Origin of the sequence: cf. Phormidesmis sp. LEGE 11477 (assembly GCF_015207105.1) — a bacterium.
Lineage (GTDB): Bacteria > Cyanobacteriota > Cyanobacteriia > Phormidesmidales > Phormidesmidaceae > Phormidesmis.
In genome coordinates this window covers 1-19568 of sequence record NZ_JADEXO010000074.1, presented here as the reverse complement: position 1 = coordinate 19568, position 19568 = coordinate 1, and the positions used below count along the sequence as shown (strand labels likewise).

Annotated in this window: 15 protein-coding genes; 11 read left to right on the top strand and 4 right to left on the bottom strand. The window is 47.9% G+C overall.

Annotation, left to right across the window (positions count from 1 at the left end):
• Positions 1–58: 58 nt before the first annotated feature.
• From IQ256_RS18785 to IQ256_RS18775, 3 genes are all read right to left on the bottom strand, one after another.
• Positions 59–820, bottom strand: a complete 762-nt coding sequence (locus IQ256_RS18785; protein WP_193857088.1) for an SDR family oxidoreductase — start codon at positions 818–820, stop codon at positions 59–61.
• Between the two features lie 193 nt (positions 821–1013).
• Positions 1014–1475, bottom strand: coding sequence for a Fe-S cluster assembly sulfur transfer protein SufU (gene sufU, locus IQ256_RS18780; protein WP_193857087.1), 462 nt, complete (start codon positions 1473–1475; stop codon positions 1014–1016).
• 50 nt (positions 1476–1525) lie between these two features.
• Positions 1526–2719: an XdhC family protein gene (locus tag IQ256_RS18775; RefSeq protein ID WP_193857086.1), complete on the bottom strand. Its 1194-nt coding sequence runs from the start codon at positions 2717–2719 to the stop codon at positions 1526–1528.
• A gap of 248 nt (positions 2720–2967) precedes the next feature.
• Between IQ256_RS18775 and IQ256_RS18770 the strand changes: the two genes are divergently transcribed.
• The 11 genes from IQ256_RS18770 to IQ256_RS18720 all read left to right on the top strand — a co-directional run bounded on the left by IQ256_RS18770 (position 2968) and on the right by IQ256_RS18720 (position 18435).
• The gene (locus IQ256_RS18770) at positions 2968–4956 is read left to right on the top strand and encodes an iron uptake porin (RefSeq protein ID WP_193857085.1); all 1989 of its coding nucleotides are present in this window, start codon (positions 2968–2970) and stop codon (positions 4954–4956) included.
• Positions 4957–5086: 130 nt separating this feature from the next.
• Entirely contained in the window at positions 5087–5599 is a 513-nt protein-coding gene (locus IQ256_RS18765; protein WP_193857084.1) for a (2Fe-2S)-binding protein, read from the top strand.
• A gap of 10 nt (positions 5600–5609) precedes the next feature.
• On the top strand, positions 5610–6101 hold the full coding sequence (locus tag IQ256_RS18760; RefSeq protein ID WP_228025065.1) for an ankyrin repeat domain-containing protein: 492 nt from the start codon (positions 5610–5612) through the stop codon (positions 6099–6101).
• A complete protein-coding gene (locus IQ256_RS18755) occupies positions 6101–6697 on the top strand; it encodes an NTP transferase domain-containing protein (protein WP_228025064.1) in 597 nt (198 codons plus the stop codon). The genes IQ256_RS18760 and IQ256_RS18755 overlap by 1 nt, the downstream gene beginning before the upstream one ends.
• Before the next feature lie 229 nt (positions 6698–6926).
• A complete protein-coding gene (locus IQ256_RS30225; RefSeq protein ID WP_193857083.1) occupies positions 6927–9467 on the top strand; it encodes a calcium-binding protein in 2541 nt (846 codons plus the stop codon).
• A gap of 58 nt (positions 9468–9525) precedes the next feature.
• On the top strand, positions 9526–11931 hold the full coding sequence (locus IQ256_RS18745; protein ID WP_193857082.1) for a xanthine dehydrogenase family protein molybdopterin-binding subunit: 2406 nt from the start codon (positions 9526–9528) through the stop codon (positions 11929–11931).
• The gene (locus IQ256_RS18740) at positions 11931–12833 is read left to right on the top strand and encodes a xanthine dehydrogenase family protein subunit M (RefSeq protein ID WP_193857081.1); all 903 of its coding nucleotides are present in this window, start codon (positions 11931–11933) and stop codon (positions 12831–12833) included. Before IQ256_RS18745 ends, IQ256_RS18740 begins: the two co-directional genes overlap by 1 nt.
• A gap of 78 nt (positions 12834–12911) precedes the next feature.
• Positions 12912–13160 carry a helix-turn-helix domain-containing protein gene (locus IQ256_RS18735; protein WP_193857080.1) on the top strand — a complete coding sequence of 83 codons (249 nt, stop codon included), beginning with the start codon at positions 12912–12914 and terminating at the stop codon, positions 13158–13160.
• A 67-nt stretch (positions 13161–13227) separates the two neighbouring features.
• Complete coding sequence (moaA, locus tag IQ256_RS18730; RefSeq protein WP_193857079.1) at positions 13228–14232, top strand: GTP 3',8-cyclase MoaA; 1005 nt, start codon at positions 13228–13230, stop codon at positions 14230–14232.
• An 86-nt stretch (positions 14233–14318) separates the two neighbouring features.
• On the top strand, positions 14319–14528 hold the full coding sequence (locus tag IQ256_RS18725) for a hypothetical protein (RefSeq protein WP_193857078.1): 210 nt from the start codon (positions 14319–14321) through the stop codon (positions 14526–14528).
• A 361-nt stretch (positions 14529–14889) separates the two neighbouring features.
• Complete coding sequence (locus IQ256_RS18720) at positions 14890–18435, top strand: NB-ARC domain-containing protein (RefSeq protein WP_193857077.1); 3546 nt, start codon at positions 14890–14892, stop codon at positions 18433–18435.
• A gap of 185 nt (positions 18436–18620) precedes the next feature.
• On the opposite strand, the gene IQ256_RS29760 is transcribed toward IQ256_RS18720, so the two are convergent.
• A partial coding sequence (locus IQ256_RS29760; RefSeq protein WP_228025063.1) for an iron-containing redox enzyme family protein occupies positions 18621–19568 on the bottom strand: 948 nt, incomplete at its 5' end.

Below are 19568 nucleotides of genomic sequence, written 5' to 3'. Positions count from 1 at the left end.
TAACCGCTGTCATGATCAACCTGATACATGCTGGGATTGGCCGAAGCCCTTAGTGAAGCTATGCTGTTGCACCCGCTAGCGCCATACCAGGCAAGAATCCTGCCATATATTTCTCTACGCCTTTAGGATTGCTCAATAGCTGCTCTGATACCTGAGCAGCCTGCTCACCTGGATAAACGTCTTCTTGGCCGTCGATAATGCCTTGAAGTGTTGCTTTGGCGACCTCGGCGGGGGCGACCTTTGGCTCAGGCCATTCACTGGCCATGGATGTGTCTACAGTACCAGGCATCACTGCAACAACAAGCGTTCCTTGACTTGCCAACTCGGCGCGCACGCACTGTGTCATCGATAGAGCGGCTGCCTTAGACGCACTATAAGAACCGCTAAAAGGAAGGTTCACTTTTCCGACCAAAGAGACGAGGTTGGCAATAGTGCCACCGCCTTGCTGTTTGAGAATGGGGGCAAATGCTCGGCACATAGACATCATGCCAAAATAGTTGACTTCGATTTCAGCCCGAGCGCTTTTAAGATCATCTGCGGCAATCACACCCTGATTGAGAGCGATGCCAGCATTGTTAATGAGGAGATTAACATCACTGCACTGATTAGCAGCGGCAATAACAGAATCCGGGTCAGTCACGTCTAGCTCAACAGGAATAACCCGGTCTGGATTGAGGTCGACTAGCTCATCCAAACGGTTGAGACTACGAGCGCAGACATAGACTTTAGCCGCACCTGAGTGCAAAAGTTGTTCAACAAAGTGAGATCCAATTCCACCGCTTGCACCGGTAACTAGCGCGATCGCATTATTGATTTCCACGAGATTTCTCCTTGAATGACTTTTTGACTTTATTCTCTGACTTTTATGAACGTTGCCCTTTATCAGGTGATTGCACACAAATGATTACATCCCAAACTATGGGCTGCGTCAGACGAGTATGCAAGTAACTTGATATTGGCTTCACACATTATAGGCAGGACTTGTAAATATGGAACAAGACTTTTATATTTGACTAACTTTCTCTGTTTAGGCTAGCTTCTCCACTGATTAAATGGTCTAGTGTTTGCCAACAGAGCAAAGCACATTTTATCTTAATAGGATATTGAGCGACTCCAGAGAGTGCGTTTAGCTCTTTAAATGCTTTTGGCATTTCTTTTTTATTAAAAAGCATTTCAGAGAAGCGTTTAGAAAGCTCGGCGACTTCGGCAATAGAGCATCCTAAAAGAGCCTCTGCCATCAAATCTGCAGATGCTGTAGAGATGCCACAGCCCGTTGCCTCATATCCAATAAGTTCAATTCTATCGGCTTGTTTGGAGAGTTTTATAGTTGTTGTGATACAGTCGCCACAAAAAGGGTTTCGACACCGCATAGTATAGTCTGGTGAGGAAATACCACCCTGGTATCGGGGCTTGTGAATGCGGTCTTCTAACAGAGAACGATATTGCCTTTTTTGACGGACGCTGTCTACTAGCATGAGACTATCCAACGAAAGATAAGATGATCTATTTAAGCGATATAGACAGGTTACGTAGCTAAGGTATAACCTGATACAGGGGTGCTAGGTGTATGAATTGCAGTGATTTTGTGTTTTAGACTACGCCCTGGTTTGTTGGTTAGTACAGCCTGAATTTCAGAAAGAATAGAAAGCGCGATCTCTTCTGGTGTCTCGGCTCCAATATCAAGCCCCACAGGACTGTTCAATTTTTCTATCTGATCAGGTTTGATGGCTAATCCTTGACTTTGTAGTTCTATGATTAGTCGATTTCTACGTGACTTGGGTCCTAGCAGCCCAAGATAAGACCAGGGTTCGAACAGCTGAGATTTCAATAGAGCAAGATCGGCGTGATAATTGTGAGTCATGATAACAGCAGCGCTGCGGCTATCTATGGCATGGCTGCTAGGTGGCAGGGTGGCGGCTGTTGCTAGACAAACTTCATCGGCAATAGCAAAGCGTTTTCTGCTAGATGGTCTTGCCTGGGTGTCGATGACAGTAACAGACCACCCAAGCTGCTTGGCGATCACAGCCAGGGGAACTGCGTCATGACCGGCACCAAAGATGCTCAGGGATATGGCGGGTCGAACAACCTGTAGCAGTACTTCAATTTCACCTTTTTGAGTGGCGTAGGTCTTGTGGGCTGACTGGTTATTTAGAAGGGCTGCCTGCAGATCGCTGAGTATTTCGCCTCTGATCGTTTCGGTTTCGAGCTGAGGCCAGCTTTCACTATAACAAAGTGCTTTGTCTGGATAGTGCAACAGCAAAGAGCCCAGCGACTCCCTCGCTAGCGCCTTCGCAGACGGTGACTTGTGCGATCTAAAGAGAATAGCTATACCACCTGCCTTCCGCTGCTTTACGCAGCTTGCTAGTAGCGATATCGGATTGCAGTGGGTGGCCTGAGATATCGGTTCGATCAATACGTAGGCGATGCCCTGGCAGCCAAGACCTAATCCCCAAACGATATCATCTTCGTGAGTAGTGTCGTAGATCGCTAAGGCAGGTTTGTTGGTTTGAATGACTTGTTGAGCGCGATCGCAAATATCTGCCTCTAAACATCCACCGCTCAAGGCACCTACCCAGCTCTCTTGGTCGGTAATCAGCATCCGAGCACCCGGTCGACGATAGGCAGAGCCTTCAACCTTGACCAGTGTTGCTAGCGCTACTGGTCGCCGCGTGAGTGCTATCGACTGATAGGCATTAATGATATCGTGAATTTCTTTCATAGCTCTTGCTCAATATGCACAACTTACTGCGTCATCTGTTGAAAATGCAAACCTTATTTTTAGATTGAAGGGAGTATTTTTTGGATCGGATGTAGAGCGAGGAGCGATATCTGTTTTCGGGTTATTCGCTTTTTTCTAAACAACAAGAACTCATGGCGAAAAAAAGGCCGTTGTGATGCTCGTATTTCTTCAATAGTTTCTAAAGTAACAGCGCTACATGTTGCTAGCGATTTTTGGGGGAGACTACAATGGAAAGCTCATCGTTGCAGCCACAGTCTGTCGTCTATCAGCGTGGGCTTTGCAAACAGCGTTTGAATTCGTTGCTAACTACAGCTTTGGCATTGGGTGTCTTTACTGCTTCATCCACTCAGGCGGCGATAGTGGCTCAGTCTGATCCGCAACTGATACGTTCCTTTCCTCTTCACCCCGAAAAAAAGTCGCCCAAGCAAGGTGGCCTTAACAGCGACAATATAAGATCTGATGACATGCTTGTTTCACCAGATTCTTGGACTTCTGTCTCTCAGGCTTCTATGCTCGAAACGCCGTTTTTAATTAAGTCTAGTTTACAAGAGGTGCAGCCAGCAGACTCCGATTCCACAGAATCTAATTTCACAGAGTCCGATTCTATAGAGCCTATAGAAGAGGCTACAGAAATGGTACAGGCTGAAACAACACTTCCTCTGGTTCATGAGCTGTCAGATGTGAGACCAGGCGACTGGGCTTTTCAAGCTTTGCAGAAACTTTCAGAGAATTATGATTGTTTTTCGGGCTATCCAGAGGGTACTTTTAGAGGTGATCAGGCGCTGACTCGCAGTGAGTTTGCGGCTGCTCTAGATGCCTGTTTATCTGCTGCTACCGAGCAAATATTAGCGGGGAATGTTTCGGATCAAACCCTCGCTGAGATGCAGCGTCTGCAAGAGAGCTTTCGCATTGAGATAGACAGCTTGGATGCTCAATTAACTCAGATGGAGTCAGGGGTCGCCGCCTTGGAGTCGACTTCCTCACGGATTAAGCTAAATGGCATTCTCTGGATGGATGCGAATGCGGCTACTTTTTCAGGTGATTTGAGGCGAGAGACTGGTGAGCGGGTAGCGCTTGGTAGCCGTGAGCGGGTGGTTGAAAATGCGGAAGAACCCAATCCGATTTTTAGTACCTATGGTTGGCTGGACTTTTCGACCTCTTTTGCGGAAGACGATTTGTTGTTACTACAGCTAGCGTTTGGGACCGGCACACCAGTCGTCAACAACTTAGTCTCTGCCGGATTAGAGTACTCAGGGGGGGCTAATTTCACAAATCAGGCCGGTGGAGTGGTTCCCGGTGAGCTGGTTGTTCGAGAGCTGTTTTATGAATTCCCTGCCGGCGATGATCTGCGTTTGGTCATAGCGCCTCGGGTCAACGTTTTTCGCTATTTTGACTACAGTCGCTTCTCTTACTATTTCTCTGAGGATGCGCCGCCTGCTTTTAATTATCTCAGCTTCAATTCAGCTAATAGCACCTTGTTCAATGCATTTGATCGGGGAACAGGGGCGATCGCACTGTGGAATATGACCGATCGGCTAGAGCTAAGAGCGGCCTACTTAGCAGAAAACAACGAATTCTTACCTAGCGATTTGTTTAATACAGCTATTTCTGACGGATTATTTGCAGGCACAAATTCTCTAACCGCTGAGCTGACCTATCATCCTTCGCCAGCAGCGAGTATCCGGTTGCTGTACAACTATTCAAATCTAAAACCTCTTTTTGGGAAAATTGGTCCAGGTGGGGTCGGAGAGCCTGTGTACGGGATTGTAGACGATGGTTTTGGGGGACCAGTAGATACAGCCACCGCTCACGTGGCTACCATTGGAGCTGATTGGGAGATTACGCCTGACTTTGGTGTTTTTGGCCGCTATTCTTATGGCAACATGCGGATATCTCCATTAACGTCAGGACGAGAAGGTGGCAATATTAATGTTCAGTCTTACCAGCTAGGTATGGCTTTTCCTCACTTGTTTAAGCGGGGAGCGATGGGTACAGTTTCTTTCTTGGTTCCACAAGATTACCTGAGCGGACAGTCTTTTCTAGCATCTGGGGCGGGTAATGGGGGCACACAGTTTGAAACAGAAATCGCCTATTACTATCCGGTAACTGACAGAATTGCTCTACTTCCCTCTATCTACGTTGTGACAGAGCCGAATAATTTCAGTGACAACCCCTCTTTGTTTGTTTTTAATTTAAGGACTCAGTTCACCTTCTAAAGCCTCAGCCAAAGGTTGGAGAAGAAGATACTAACTTCAAGAGCGCTTCTATTTCTTCTCAACATCTGCTCGCTATTGGTTTCTTACTTTCAAATTTGCTTCAATACTTCTCCTTCTAGGATAAATAGCGATGTTTGTTTCAATCAAAGTAAATGGTCAGCTCTATCAATCAGAGGTCAAGGAACAGCAGCTCTTAGTGGATTTTCTAAGGGAGGATGCTAGGCTGACGGGTACAAAAAGCGGATGTGATACGGGGCAGTGTGGAGCCTGTACGATTCTGCTAGATGGGGTATCTGTCAAGAGCTGTATGATATTAGCGCCGCAGGCAAATGGTAAGGCCGTGACAACGATTGAGGGGCTTTCTACGTCAGATCAGCGTCATCCTTTGCAAGTCGCTTTTAAGGAAAATCACGCACTTCAGTGCGGTTTTTGCACGCCTGGGATGGTTTTGCTATTGGTTGATCAGCTACAGCGCCATCCTCGCCCTAGCGAAGCCGAAATTCGTCAATGGCTAGATGGCGTGCTATGTCGATGTACTGGCTATCAAAATATCGTCAAGGCAGTTCAGGCGGCAGCCTGGCAGATCGAAACAGCAAAGGTTTCGGCTCATTCGTCCGAGCGCAAGAAAGAAATATTGAAATAGAGGAAAGATAATGACAAAGCTAATGGATGCCATTATGAGCAACAATGTTGCTTCTGTACAAAAGCTGATTGAAAAAGGTGCCGATGTCAATCAGCTAGATGCCCAAAACCCGCCGTTAATCATGGCAGCTTATCACGGGTATACAGAGATTGTAACCCTGTTACTACAAGCCGGTGCTGATACGAGAGCAGTCGATCCAAACATGAAGGCAACAGCGTTACATGCGGCTGCTTTTGCTGGGAGAACAGAGGCCGCAAAGCAACTGATTGCCTACGGTATCAGTCTCGATCAGCAAGGCCCTTATAACGGCTATACCGCACTGCATGATGCTATCTGGCAAAATCATGTTGATTTGGCAGCGGTGATGATTGCAGCAGGAGCTGACTTGAGCGTTCGTTCGCAGGAGGGTAAGACGCCGCTAGAGATGGCTAAGATGATGAGACACGAAGAAATTGCTGAGTTGCTTGAGCGACAAATGACGCTGACGGTAAGCGGTGAGTGATGTTGGGAAAGGTTGCGATCGCAATTTTGGCAGCCGGTCGCGGCTCACGCCTGCAAAGCCCCTTGCCCAAGCCGCTTACCCTGTTCAAGGGGCGTCCTCTAATCAGTCATGCGCTAGGAGCCGCGCAAGAGAGCGGCCTTGACCCTGTTGTGACGGTCGTTGGCTATCGGGCACGCCAGGTCATCGCTAGCCTACCCACAGGGGCTCATGTTGTTTTCAATCCTAGTTGGCAGACGGGGATAGCCTCTAGTGTGCGGTGTGCGCTAACGACATTCGCAGCTGATCTGCAAGTAGATGCCGTGTGCATTGGCCTAGCCGATCAGCCATTAATCAGTGCGATCGCCTATCAACGATTAACCGCCGCCTACCGAAAGGGCGCAATGCTGGCGGTAGCTACTTACGACTGCCAGCGCCAAAACCCTGTTCTCGTTGCCCGTCCTTTATGGTCAGCAGGGCAGAAAATTAGCGGCGATCGCGGTATGAAACAAATCATGCAACAACATTCGGTGTGCGAAGTGAGCTGCGAGGATATTGCAAGTGCGATAGACATTGACACAACAGCCGATCTTTTGCAGCTACAGCGCTTCACTGATTAAAAACAGATTCTTTCTAACGAGCATCTAAAGATATCAGACTCACACACAAAGAATAGTTGTTGTTTGCAGAAAATTTTTTCACTAAAGTTCACTAGGGTGATGTGGAAAATGTTTAATGGCTCGGCGTCAACGGTTTGTTGTTGACGGTTGAACTGCTCGAAAAAGCTTTTGACTTGTTCTCTTCTAACTTGTTCTTTAAATGGCAGCAATATAGCGAGCTTACTTAGAAATGGTATACACTGCACAAGAGAATAGAAACGTTGATCTTCTAAAAGATTTTTTTGAAGGGTTTCGGCGGGTTGCCGAAGACCCTAGCCAAATCAGCCAGCTAGATCGCTACATCGATAGCGCCTTCACTGACGGTGCTAGGTTTATTATTCGTCGAGGCGGCCCAGAGATTTACGACGGGCTAGATGCGGACGGCAACGAGGTGTTTCGACTGAGTGCAGGAGAGCCTACCCCGCCCGAAATTTTGGCAGACACCAATGCTTATAGCAGCGAGCGAGTAGCGCATGAAGGGGTTGAACTGGTGCCTGAGGCGACTGAGTTTATCGGGCCTGAAGGGGTTAAAGCATTCATTACAGCGCTAGACGAAGACTTTGATTTTCAGAGTGAATTTTTCACATTTAACGACCTTAAATATATTGCTCAAGGCAATCAGGTTGCAGTCTATGGCTACCTTCGCTACGTCCATGCGCGAACGGGTAACTTTGTCAGCTCTCCTTTTGCAATTAACGTTCGTTTGAACGATGCTGGCAAAATTGAGCTGTATCACTACATGGACAATTCCTTTGCCTATGCGGCAGGTTCGCGGGTAGAAGGGACTTGGAACGGTCAATATGGCTTTTTATGGGCTGATAATGAGAGTGCCCTGCCTGCGCTTCATCCGGTGGCCGTGCAATGGGGGTCGCGACAGGGAGAAATGCTACGCGGCGATCGCGATCCTAAACAGATGCGAGACCAGCTGTTTGGCTACCAGGGAGACGATCGGCTGCGGGGCGGCGATGGTGATGACTATCTCAACGGTGGTAGCGGCAATGACCGACTAAAAGGGGGCGCAGGCAGCGATATTCTTTGGGGTTTTATTGGCTTTGACCAGGCTACAGGCGGTGCTGGCGCAGACTTTTTCGTGCTCTCGTCTGATGCAAACATTGCAGCGGCTGAGGATGAAGGCTTTTTGACGATTACAGATTTTGACAGCACTGTCGATAAGCTAGTCGGTGCGCCAGCGCTGTTAGACTCGACCGACGGCCAAGAGATTGTTGAACTCTCTACCAAAATCACTTTTGATCGCCTCTCGATAACGCAGCAGGGAAATGATGTTGATATTCGCTTATCGGCTTCTGGTGAGCGGCTAGCGCTGGTGAAAAACACAGCTGTGAACGAAGTCACTGAAGCCGTATTTATCGAAGCTGGGCCAGAGACAGACTCTACCTATTTGGAAGAATTTCCCGCCTTTAGAGGCTACATAGACGATGCCGTCGATCAGACTTTCTTCACGCCAGAGTCTGAAGCTAAGTATCGCGATTTGGCAATTGGGTTTTTTAGAGCTTTTGCTGACGATACTATCTTTGAATATATCGCCGAAAATTTTCAAGATGATGCCTTAGACCCCTCAAAGTACATCATCATTGAGAGCCAAAATAGCTATTACGAAGTTTACAACGAAGATATTGAGGACTATTCGGTTTCGTTTGCCCATGAGAGATTTGGAATTACCCCCCCAACTCAAGAATGGCTGGGTGTTGGGGGGGCGCAGGCTTTTATTGCCAGCTTGGCCGATGCGAACGATCTAAGCGATCCGATTACTAAGTTCTATATTGACGATGTCGTGGTGCATGGCCCAGATGTAGGGTTGTTCGGTCGGTTTGAGTATCGCGATCGCAACACAGGCATACTGCACGATACGCCAATTGCCTACAACATTCGGATCAACCCCGACAACGACAAAGTTGAATTTATTCACTTTTTTGAAGATGCCAGAGCCTATAGCGATGGGGCTCGGCGCTCAGGTACCTGGAAAGCCGATTTGAGTCCTGGTGAAACAGTCGAGTTTACCTTCGGCTCTCAGTCAAAAGAAAGGCTCGTCGGCGGAGCCTTTGCCGATCAAATTTATGGCTATGGCGGCAGCGACAACATTGTACTCAAAGCCGGCAATGACAAAGCCTACGGCGGTGAAGGCAACGATCGCATCAAGGCCGGAGAGGGCGACGACACCCTGTTTGGCAACGAGGGCATGGATATTCTATTTGGGGGAAAAGGCAGTGATTCTCTCTTTGGTGGCAGCGATCGCGATATCTTGATAGGCGATTACAACAGCCGCTATCAATCGGTCGCTGGCAACGATTATTTAGACGGTGGTGCAGGGGCCGATTTCCTTATGGGTCGGTCAGGGAAAGATACGCTCTTAGGTGCCGCTGGCGATGACCGCATTCTCGGTGGTGAGGGTGAAGATATTCTGTTTGGTGGAGCCGGAGATGATCGCCTGACCGGAGATGCAAGATTTAATCGGCCTAGCCAAGATATCTTCGCGATCGCTAAAACATCAGGGCTCGATACGATTACAGATTTTCAGATGGGCCTTGATCGCATTGGGCTGCTCGATGGGCTGACGTTTGACCAGCTAAAGGTAACTCAAGGGCGCGGTCGTCAGCGGCGCAATGTGCAGATCGCTTTAGCTGAAGACAATACGGTCTTAGCGGTGCTAAAGCGGCAATCTGCACATGAGATTACCTCGGCTAGCTTCTTGTCAGATTTTTCAATCGGATAGTTTAGCGTCTTTAGTCTCTTATCGGTCTTTTACGGATTGCCCAAAGGCAATAAAAAGCATGGCTCAACAGGTTTTAGGTCAATCGATTGCGCGTCGAGAAGATGCAGCATTTTTGAATGGAGAAGCCAAATTTACCGCAGATATTACGCTGCCGGGAATGTTGCACATGGCGATTCTTCACAGCGACTATGCCCATGCCCTAATCAAGGACATTGATCTAAGCGCCGCTCGGCAGATGCCTGGAGTGGTAGAGATCATCACCGGCGCAGATACCGCCGAGATGATGCCGCTGCCTTGCATTATGAATCCCGCTGGCGAAGCCGCGCATTTTCCACCCCATCCCTATGGATTACCGGGCGCTCAGACAGTGCTGGCGACCGATCGCGTTCGCTATATTGGTGAGTTTGTCGCGATTGTCGTGGCCAAAACACGTCAGCAGGCTTACGAGGCGCTGCCTCAGATTCGAGTGGACTATGAACCTTTGGCTATAGTGACCGATGCTGAAGCCGCGCTACAGCCAGAAAGTGTTCAGCTGCACGAAACGGTGCCTAACAACCTAAATCAGTATGTCAGCCACGGTGGTAAAGCAGCAACGCTAGCGGCGATTGAGTCAGCAGAAGTGGTGGTAAAACAGCGGCTGCGAAATCAGCGAGTGACGCACAATGCCGTCGAGACGAGAGCGACCATTGGCGATTACAACGCCGCAACGCAGGACTATACGCTCTGGACCAATACACAGATTCCTCACGGCAATCGGTTTTTACTCTCTCAGCTAGTGATGGGCATTCCCTACAACAAGCTGAGGGTGATCGCGCCTCATATCGGTGGGGCATTTGGCTCGAAGGGATATCTGTATCCAGATACGGCGATCGCATTGTTTTTAGCGAAACGTCTGGGCCATCCTGTGAAGTGGGTCGATACCCGGCGAGGACTAGCGCACTCTACCGTGCAGGCGCGAGACCAAATCCAGTACGTCACGCTTGCCGGTACAAAAGCCGGGAAAATTACGGCCCTGCACTGTACTTGCTATGCCAACTTAGGGGCGTATCCGGCGACGAACGGTCCGGGGGCACCGGCTGTGTTGACTGGCTGTAGTATCACTGGGGCCTATGCGATCGCCCATCCGTTTTACGAAGTGTACTGCGCGTTTACTAATTTGGTGCCGACCGGACCGATGCGGGGGGCGGGCCGAGCTGAAGCAATTTATCTAATCGAGCGTATGGTCGATCTATATGCCCAAAAGATCGGCAAAGATGCCGCTGAGGTGCGACGGCTAAATCTAGTCCCCGCCAATGACTTTCCCTATTCGAACGGGCTGGGCTGGACCTACGATACCGGTAATTACGAAGTGGCATTGAACCAGGCGTTGGCCAAAATCGACTACGCCAACATGGCACAGCAAAAGGCAGCGGCAAAAAGCCGAGGCAAGCGATTAGGCATGGGACTCGGAACGTATGTTGCGATCGCCGGGGTTGGCCCTAGTGGCGTCATGGCCAGAGAGATTGGGCTCAATGGCAGTACGTGGGGCAGTGCCCACCTGAGGGTACATCCGACCGGAGAGGTTAGCGTTATTACCGGTTCTCAGCCTCACGGCCAGGGGCATGTGACTGTTTTCTCTCAGATTGTTGGTGAGCATCTGGGCGTAGATATAGAACAGGTAGAGGTGCTGCACTCTGATACCAAAGGAGCCATTTATGCTCAGGGAAGCTATGGCTCGCGCACGTACAGTGTAGAAGGTGCCACAATTTATCAGGCAACGCAAAAGATCAACAAAAAGGCCCGGCGAATGGCGGCCCATCTGTTGCAAGTGCCCGAAACAGAGATTGTTGTAGAGCCGGGTAAGTTTTTTGTTAAAGGCCAGCCTGAAGCGGTGAAGACCCTCAAAGATATCGCACTGGCCCTTTGGTATGCCTGGGATCTCCCCGAAGGGATGGAACCTGGACTAGAGGTAATTACCTTTTTCGATCCGCCCGATTTTAACTATCCATTTGGCACGCATATTGCGCTAGTAGAGATTGACCAGGTAACCAGCGAAGTCGATTTGGTTCGCTATGTAGCTGTTGATGATTTTGGTCATGTAGGCAATCCGATGATTGTCGATGGCCAAACTCATGGCAATATCCACCTAGGGATTAGCCAGGCTCTGGTTGAAGAGACGGTCTATCGTCAGAACGGGCGGTTAGTGAGTGATGAATTCTCTAACTATGCTATTGCTAAAGCGTCGCATCTGCCTATGTTCGAGCTGGCGCGGACGGTGACACCCACGCCACACAACCCGCTAGGCGCGAAGGGGGCTGGTGATGTCAGCAATCCGGCTGCCGCGCCAGCTGTGGTTAATGCCATTTGTGATGCACTCAAAGATCTGGGCATCACACATTTGGATATGCCAGTGACTAATGAAAAAATTTGGCGGGCTAGGCAAAGGGCCGAGTCGCAGTCAGTTAGTAAAGGATTGTTTTTGTGATGGCCTCTCTTTCTATTAATCAACAAGTTGGCTATGTCGCTCCAGAGTCTTTGGCAGAGGCTGTTGCTTTGATTGCTCATGACCCGCTAGCGCAGATTCTAGCGGGCGGTCACAGTCTGCTGGCAGCAATTAAGCTGGACAAAATACGGCCTTCTGTGCTGATCGATCTTTCTCGTATCTCAGGGCTAGAGACAGTTGATTGGACGCCAGCTGATGCGATCGCCCTCAAAGTTGGCGCGATGGCTAGCTATCGTCAAATTGCTGAAGATAGCAGAATTCAGCTGGCCTATCCTGTCCTTGCCACCGCCGCTGCGGCGATTGGGGATGTGCAAATTCGTAACTGGGGACGTCTAGGCGATGTGTTTGCCTATCGTCAGCTGGCTTGCGATCTGTTGGCTGCCGCGCTGACGCTAGAGGCTGTCTTTGTGACAGAGACGGCTGCGGGTAGCCAGCGGCACTCAGCTATGGCGTTTATATCCGACCTATACGCGGCGGATGCAGCCGATTCAAACAGTCGATATCTGGTAACAAGGCTAGAATTTCCGTCTGCACAGCCATCAACTAGCGCCTACACCTTTTTCAAGCACGCAGCTAGCGGCCATACGCTCTGTGGTGCTGCGGTAGCTGCACAAACCAATAGCAGTGGAACTGTTGAACAGTGTCGAATTGCGCTTGCAGGCAGTGCTTTTAGCCCAATGCGGTTATCAGCCATAGAAGTCTTATTGACGGGCAATCTACCAATGGCGGCAGTCTTATCAACAGTGGAAGCACAGGTCAACGATTTGGTTTTGGCAGCGTTTGCCAGCAAGGGCGCGATCGTCTGTGAGGGCGTTTCTGCTGACTATGTTGCCTATCTATCTGGCGTTGCGGTAGTTCGTGCTCTGACAACAGCTTTGGCATAGCCGGTCTATCTCAGACAATGCAGCTCAAATACTGCAGTAAATCTGATCGCTGCCCGATAGAAATATACCTTCACGAGCATGCCTAAAAGAATCTTCTTAGCTGATCATTTGACAACCTATGAACTAAAATCTCGCTATCAGTCGAGTAAAGATATCGTCGAGCTGCGCCGCTGGCATTTGCTGTGGCTTGTAGCTGAGGGATGGACCCTGACTGACGCTGCTGGTATTGTCGCGTTGAACTATCACTACGCGCGCGAAATTGTTCAAAGCTACAATAAACTAGGCGCAGCAGGTGTTCGTAATCGAAGAAAGGATTCTGTTCAATAAAAATATGTCCATAGCCCTTTCGCGACAATACTTTAAAGGCAATAGTTAATAGCTGAGATCGAGAGCAATGTCCAAAAATCGTATTGATTATCTTCGCATCAGCCTCATTGACCGCTGCAATTTTAAGTGTGTCTATTGCATGCCAGAGGGAAAAACCATAAGCTACGCTCTGCAAGAAAACTGGCTGAGCGTCGATGAGCTCATTAATCTGGTTGAATCTGTCTTTATACCGCTGGGTTTTCGGAAGTTTCGGCTGACCGGTGGAGAACCGCTGCTACGACCAGATGTCATAACACTGATTAGAGCGATCGCAGCACTATCAGGCACAGAGGATCTCTCTTTGACAACCAATGCCTATCGCCTAGCCGATATGGCCGATAGCTTGTATCAAGCGGGCTTACGCCGTATCAATATCAGTTTAGATTCGCTCCAGCCTGAGACATTTGAACGGATTACAGGCGGCCAAGGGCGAACTCGCTGGCAAAAGGTATGGACTGGAATTCAGGCAGCTCATCGAGTTGGCTTTTCGCCGCTGAAGCTAAATGTAGTAGTCATCTCTGGTGTGAACGACAGCGAGATTTTAGAGCTAGCGGCGCTGACCTTGAATCAGGCATGGCACGTACGTTTTATCGAGTTTATGCCCATCGGTAATCAGGATTTGTTTCAATCAAAAGGATGGATAGACTCAGCCTGTTTGCAGCAGCAGATTCGATCTCGGTGGGGATTAATCACTGCTAGCATACAAGGGTACGGACCTGCTGATGTCTTCAAGATTCCAGAGGCGAAGGGAACCATTGGCTTTATTAGTCAAATGTCTGACTGTTTTTGCGATCGCTGTAATCGGATGAGATTGTCTGCTGATGGCTGGCTGCGACCTTGCCTACTCAATGAAACTGGCCAGATAAATCTTCGACAGGCACTCAGGCAAAAACAATCCGTCCAGGACATCCGCGACCAGGTGGCAGCACTTTTAGTCGCAAAAGACACCATCCACTTCAAGGCGCGTGATTCTGGCACAACTGCTGCCTCAACCGCCCTGTACAGCCGAACGATGTCACAAATTGGCGGATAATCTCATAGAGGCAAACAACAAGATTGAACCCAATGTATAGCTAGCGGCGGCTATATTCGTATGCTAGCTGACCACTCTACTCTTTTGTGGTCAGGATTTCGCTGTTGATAGATGTGCAGAGTAAAGTAGCGATCGCTACATATAGCTTTCCGCACTTTGCTTACTACACCACGAAAGGCTACACCCCTTGTCATACAACGCAAAGTGCCATAGCAGCGGTAGGAAGATCGCGTCGTCGCACGGCGCTAGGGAATGCTCACCAAGACAGGGAACGCCTACCAAGACAAAGTGCGTAGGCTATAGCCTTCGGCATGGCTTCGCTAGTGCCTTCTCGAAGAGTATGCATCCGCGCTTTGCTGTAGCTTTTCCTCGAGGAAATAACAAGGCGTTAAAGCAGACATCTGTAAACCTCAGAACAGATTTTATGTGGGGATTTCCTTGTGTAAGCATCAGCGAGAAACCGACTGAGAAACCTCAGGTAATGGGAGAGCCTTTAATAGAAAAACCCAAAAAAAGGTCAAAAAGTATCAGACCGATCTAGCCAGATATACGAACTGTGTGCCATCTTGTAAAAGCATTATCTCAGGATTAATACGGAGGGCAGAGAAAATCGCTCTGTTCGGGAGGTATCGACCGTCTTTTCTCGGTAGGTTCGTCATGGGATCATCTAAACCAAAGCGCAATCGCGGTGTCATTTTAACGAAGCTAGGCTACCAAAAGCTTTGGCAAGCACAGCTTGATCATGAAATTGAAAGCAACGAGGGCAAAAGCTACACACTAGAGCAAATCAGCGAAAAAACCGGACTAGACAATGGGACAATCCGTCGAATACTAGGACGCAGAGAAGGCGTAGATAAGCGCTCTATTACTCGCTTCTTCAAGGGATTTCATCTTCTTTTGGACAATCAAGATTATATCAAGCCTGCGGCAGCCGCCGCTTCTAGCGGGATCTGCCGGCGTAAAGACTTTCAGGGAAAAGTCGATGTCTCCACTGTTTATGGCCGAACTGAAGAACTCGCCTGCTTACGCCAGTCTGTTTTACAAGATAGATGCCGATTAATTGCGCTGCTGGGCATGGGTGGCATTGGTAAAACTTCTCTTACAGCTAAGCTTGTAGAACAGGTTGGCAATGGATTTGAATATGTCATCTGGCGTTCACTCAGAGATGCAATGCCAGTCGAAATGTTCTTAGCTGATGTTATTCAGCTTATATCAGATGATCAGAGTATAAAAACTGACTTGGCAAGCAAGCCACTTGCTCATCTGTTACAAGCCTTCAATCTAGCTATCAAAAACAACCGTTGCCTGCTAGTTCTAGACAACTTTGAAACAGTTCTGCATGGGAGAAGGCGAGTGGGCCTTTATTCTGAGGGCTGTGAGCAATATGGCCACCTTTTGCGCCTCGTCGGAGAGACTGAACATACTAGCTGTTTAATGATCACCTCGCGTGAAAAACCTAGAGAAGTCGCCTCGCTAGAAGGTGAGCAACTTCCCGTTCGTTCCTTCTTTCTCAAGGGACTAAAAACTTCACCCGGACAAGAGCTGCTAGCTTTAAAGCAGCTTTCTGGCTCAGCTCAAACCTGTCAGGCACTTATCGATTTGTATGCAGGGAATCCGTTGGCTCTAAAAGTTGTTTCAACGACTATTCAAGACTTGTTTGACGGCGATATCGATCACTTTCTTCAACAAGAAACGGTAATCTTTGGTGATATTCGTGATCTACTCGATCGTCAGTTTGACCGACTGACGGACTTAGAAAAAAGCTTGATGTACTGGCTGGCTATTAATCGAGAACCGGTATCACTCTCAGATTTGCGAGAGGATATGGTCATCAAAACGCCTATCCAAGATTTGATAGAGTCTTTAGAATCTTTGACCAGGCGCTCTTTGATTGAAAAAGAAGCTAAATTATTTATGCTTCAGCCTGTAATTATAGAATATGTGACTACTTGTTTAGTAATAAAAGTTTGCCAGGAAATAGCGACTCAGAAACCTAATTTGCTGTGCTCTCATGCTTTATACAAGGCAACTGCCAAGCACTATATTCAAAATATTCAAAAACGTATGACCTTAGAACCCTTGTACGATCGATTGTGTGAGGTTCTAGGTGGAAAAGCGGATATTGAAAATCACCTTTTTGATATCTTAGATTCACTCCAAAGAACATCTTCCAAAAAAAGGCAACATGCAGCTGGAAACATCATTAATTTTCTAGCTTTTCTGGGCAAGGATTTTTCAGGCTGTGACTTTTCAGACTTAGCTATCTTGCAAGCAGACTTCCGCTCGACTCGTTTGAGGGATGTAAATTTTCAGAATACTCATTTTGAAAAAAGTCTTTTTGCTGAGACGTTCAGCGGTATCTTTTCAGTAGCCTTGAGTCCTGACGGGCGGCTCTTAGTAACTGGCGATATGGATGGCAATGTTTGCCTACGCAAATTATGTTCAGGTGAAGGACATCTTTGGCTGTCTCAAGAACATTCTGGCTGGATTCCGTCGATTAAGTTTAGCCCCAGCGGCAGGCTAGTAGCCAGTGGTAGCACGGATCATAAGGTCAAACTCTGGGATGTTGAGACAGGAGAATGTCTCAGCACCTTCGACGGTCATCAAAACGAGGTTTGGGCCATCGCCTTTAGTCCTGATGGAAAAATGGTTGCTAGTGGCAGCGACGACTACAGCGTTAAGCTTTGGGAGGTTTGTTCAGGGACTTGTATAAATACTTTGGTGCAGCCTCTAAGCCACGCGGTTGCTGTAGCCTTCAGCCCTGACGGGAAAGTACTAGCAACAGGTGGTAGCGATCATAAGATAAGGCTTTTTAGTGTGAAATCGAACCAGTGTTTTGATATTTTGGATGGACATAAAGGTCAAGTGAGATCTGTTGCTTATAGCCCTGATGGAACTAAGTTGGTGAGTAGCAGCGAAGACAGTTGCATCAAGCTCTGGGATCTCAAAACGAATAAGTGTCTATCAACTTTTTGTGGACACTCACATCACACATTTTCGGTATGTTTTGACTCAACTGGGCGTCGGCTAGTGAGCGGTAGCTCTGATCAGACGGTAAAGCTATGGGATGTTGTTTCTGGTAAGTGTCTAAGAACTTTTAGTGGACATACAGATGTTGTTGTATCGGTTGCTTTTAGTGCGTGCGATCGCCTGATCGTCAGCGGTAGCCGTGACCAGTCTGTCAGAACGTGGTGCGTCGAAGAAGATGAATGTGTCGAGCTGCTTCAAGGAAACTCTAATCAATTTAACGCAGTGGCCTTTAGCGCAGATGGCCAGACAGTGGCGACCGGTGGCCAGGATCGAAAGCTGAGGCTTTGGTCTGTCGAGACGGGGAATCAGGTTAAAGTTTTTGATGGTAATAAAGGGGCTATTCGAACAATTTCTTTTAGCTCTGATGGCCAGACCATAGCAACTGGTAGCACTGATAAGCTGATCAAACTGTGGAATACAGAAACAGCTTTTCCTGTAAGGACATTGCAAGGTCACAAAGGTTCAATTCAATCAGTCACCTTTAGTCCTAATGGACAAATTTTAGCAAGTGGCAGTGATGATGCTTCTATCCGATTGTGGAATGTCAAAACAGGGAAAACCATACATGTTCTAAATAAGCATAAAGCCGCGATTTTTTCGCTTGCGTTTAGTCCTTGCGGTACTCAATTGATCAGTGGTGCTTTTGAAGAATCTGCAATATTATGGGATGTTGACACAGGCAAAGAGATTCGCAGACTAGAAGGACACAAGCTCTGGGTTTGGTCAGTTGACTGGAGCTCTGATGGCCAGCTAATTGCTAGTGTTAGTCCAGATAGAACGCTCAGACTATGGAAAACCGATGGCTATGAATGCTCAGCCATGTTGGAAGAAGCTAATGGCTGGCTGCATGCGGTCTCTTTTAGTCCAAATGCTCAACTGATTGCTAGTAGCCATCAAGATTTTACGATTAAGCTCTTAAAGGCTCAGTCTTTAGAGTGTTCATCTGTACTAAAGGGGCATACGGGCTTAACGTGGTCGCTCGCTTTTAGTCCAGATGGAAAACTATTGGCGACTGGCAGTGAAGATGAAACGGTTAGACTTTGGAATGTGAAGACTGGGGAATGCATAAGAATTTTGAGCGTTCCGAAGCCTTATGAAAATACGAATATCCAGAACGTTACAGGTCTATCGGATTCTACGATGGCAAATGTAAGAATGTTGGGTGCTTGCTAAATTTTCAGCTCCAACTCTGGATTGAAAAGAGCATGATGTGTTTACGCCTTTCAGTCGGTCTGAACAGCTTTTATGCTATAAATGCTGCCACTTAGCTCTGTACATTTTCAATCTATGAGATCTCTAGTGCATACAGAGCAAAGGGCCAGCAGTCGCCAAATGTATAACGTGGTTTTAGCCATACGCTACCAGGCTTCATCTATCCCGTTAGGTAATCCGTCTTGCAACTGGACGTAGAACAAATAATCTAGCTGTTCGGTTACATTTTTTGGATAGGGCTTACGATCAAAGATAGGCTGCTGTATAGTGGATAGCTTCTTAAACAAAGCTTTTGTAGACGAAGAGAAGCTTTGAAAAGTGTCGATGATTTGGCATTTGGACTGTAGGCGATATTGCAATTCAAATTCAGAAATATGGCCTTCTTCTGGTGGAGTAAAACACATTTTGGCAGTTTCATAGCAGGAGATAGCAATACTATATTGCTCAGACAACGAAAGTCTGGCAATGACTTCAAGATTCTCTTTTATGTGGTCAGCGTCGGCTCCAATACTGCTATGGGTTCGTAAGCATCTTGTCGCATTAACTGTCTTTGGTAAGATACTCTCAACATTTTCAACGGTTGAGTCAGTCACTCTCATTGCTAACCTTTCAAGCGTGTATGAGTAGCCGAGCACTCCCAGCGGATTAGCCGCTTCAACCTGTATAGAAAAATAGTCGACGAGTTCTCTTGCCGCAGGTGGCACTAGATTTTCGACGACTGTTATCGGATCATGTCCCATAGCTTCGATATCTAGCAGAGCTAACTGGTCGTGGTTCTGTTCTTCTACCGCTTTCTCAGATGCCCATCGAGCTAAATCCCACTGTCCTATCGATACAAATCGTTCGGCAGCGCGCCTTAAAAGTGCTGGCGTGCTGTGAGTCGTGTGGTAACTGCCAGCGAGTCTCCAGACCCAGCGTGTAGCTGTCAGCTTAGGTAACGCATATTGCTTTGTGCAAATAGCATCTTCCCAGGCTGCTAAAATAGCACCATCAAGTAATCTTTGAGTGTCTACGATTTCAGGTGACAGTTTAGTAATATCTTTTCTGATACTTATTGTAGGCTTTGAATTATTGCGCTGAAGGATATCTAACAT

Coding starts and splice junctions, on each gene's coding strand:
- IQ256_RS18755 (WP_228025064.1), top strand. CDS start 6,101: ATGTTGGGAAAGGTTGCGATCGCAATTTTGGCAGCCGGTCGCGGCTCA.
- IQ256_RS18775 (WP_193857086.1), bottom strand. CDS start 2,719: ATGAAAGAAATTCACGATATCATTAATGCCTATCAGTCGATAGCACTC.
- IQ256_RS18735 (WP_193857080.1), top strand. CDS start 12,912: ATGCCTAAAAGAATCTTCTTAGCTGATCATTTGACAACCTATGAACTA.
- IQ256_RS18740 (WP_193857081.1), top strand. CDS start 11,931: ATGGCCTCTCTTTCTATTAATCAACAAGTTGGCTATGTCGCTCCAGAG.
- IQ256_RS18720 (WP_193857077.1), top strand. CDS start 14,890: ATGGGATCATCTAAACCAAAGCGCAATCGCGGTGTCATTTTAACGAAG.
- moaA (WP_193857079.1), top strand. CDS start 13,228: ATGTCCAAAAATCGTATTGATTATCTTCGCATCAGCCTCATTGACCGC.
- IQ256_RS18745 (WP_193857082.1), top strand. CDS start 9,526: ATGGCTCAACAGGTTTTAGGTCAATCGATTGCGCGTCGAGAAGATGCA.
- IQ256_RS18770 (WP_193857085.1), top strand. CDS start 2,968: ATGGAAAGCTCATCGTTGCAGCCACAGTCTGTCGTCTATCAGCGTGGG.
- IQ256_RS18760 (WP_228025065.1), top strand. CDS start 5,610: ATGACAAAGCTAATGGATGCCATTATGAGCAACAATGTTGCTTCTGTA.
- sufU (WP_193857087.1), bottom strand. CDS start 1,475: ATGCTAGTAGACAGCGTCCGTCAAAAAAGGCAATATCGTTCTCTGTTA.
- IQ256_RS18765 (WP_193857084.1), top strand. CDS start 5,087: ATGTTTGTTTCAATCAAAGTAAATGGTCAGCTCTATCAATCAGAGGTC.
- IQ256_RS30225 (WP_193857083.1), top strand. CDS start 6,927: ATGGTATACACTGCACAAGAGAATAGAAACGTTGATCTTCTAAAAGAT.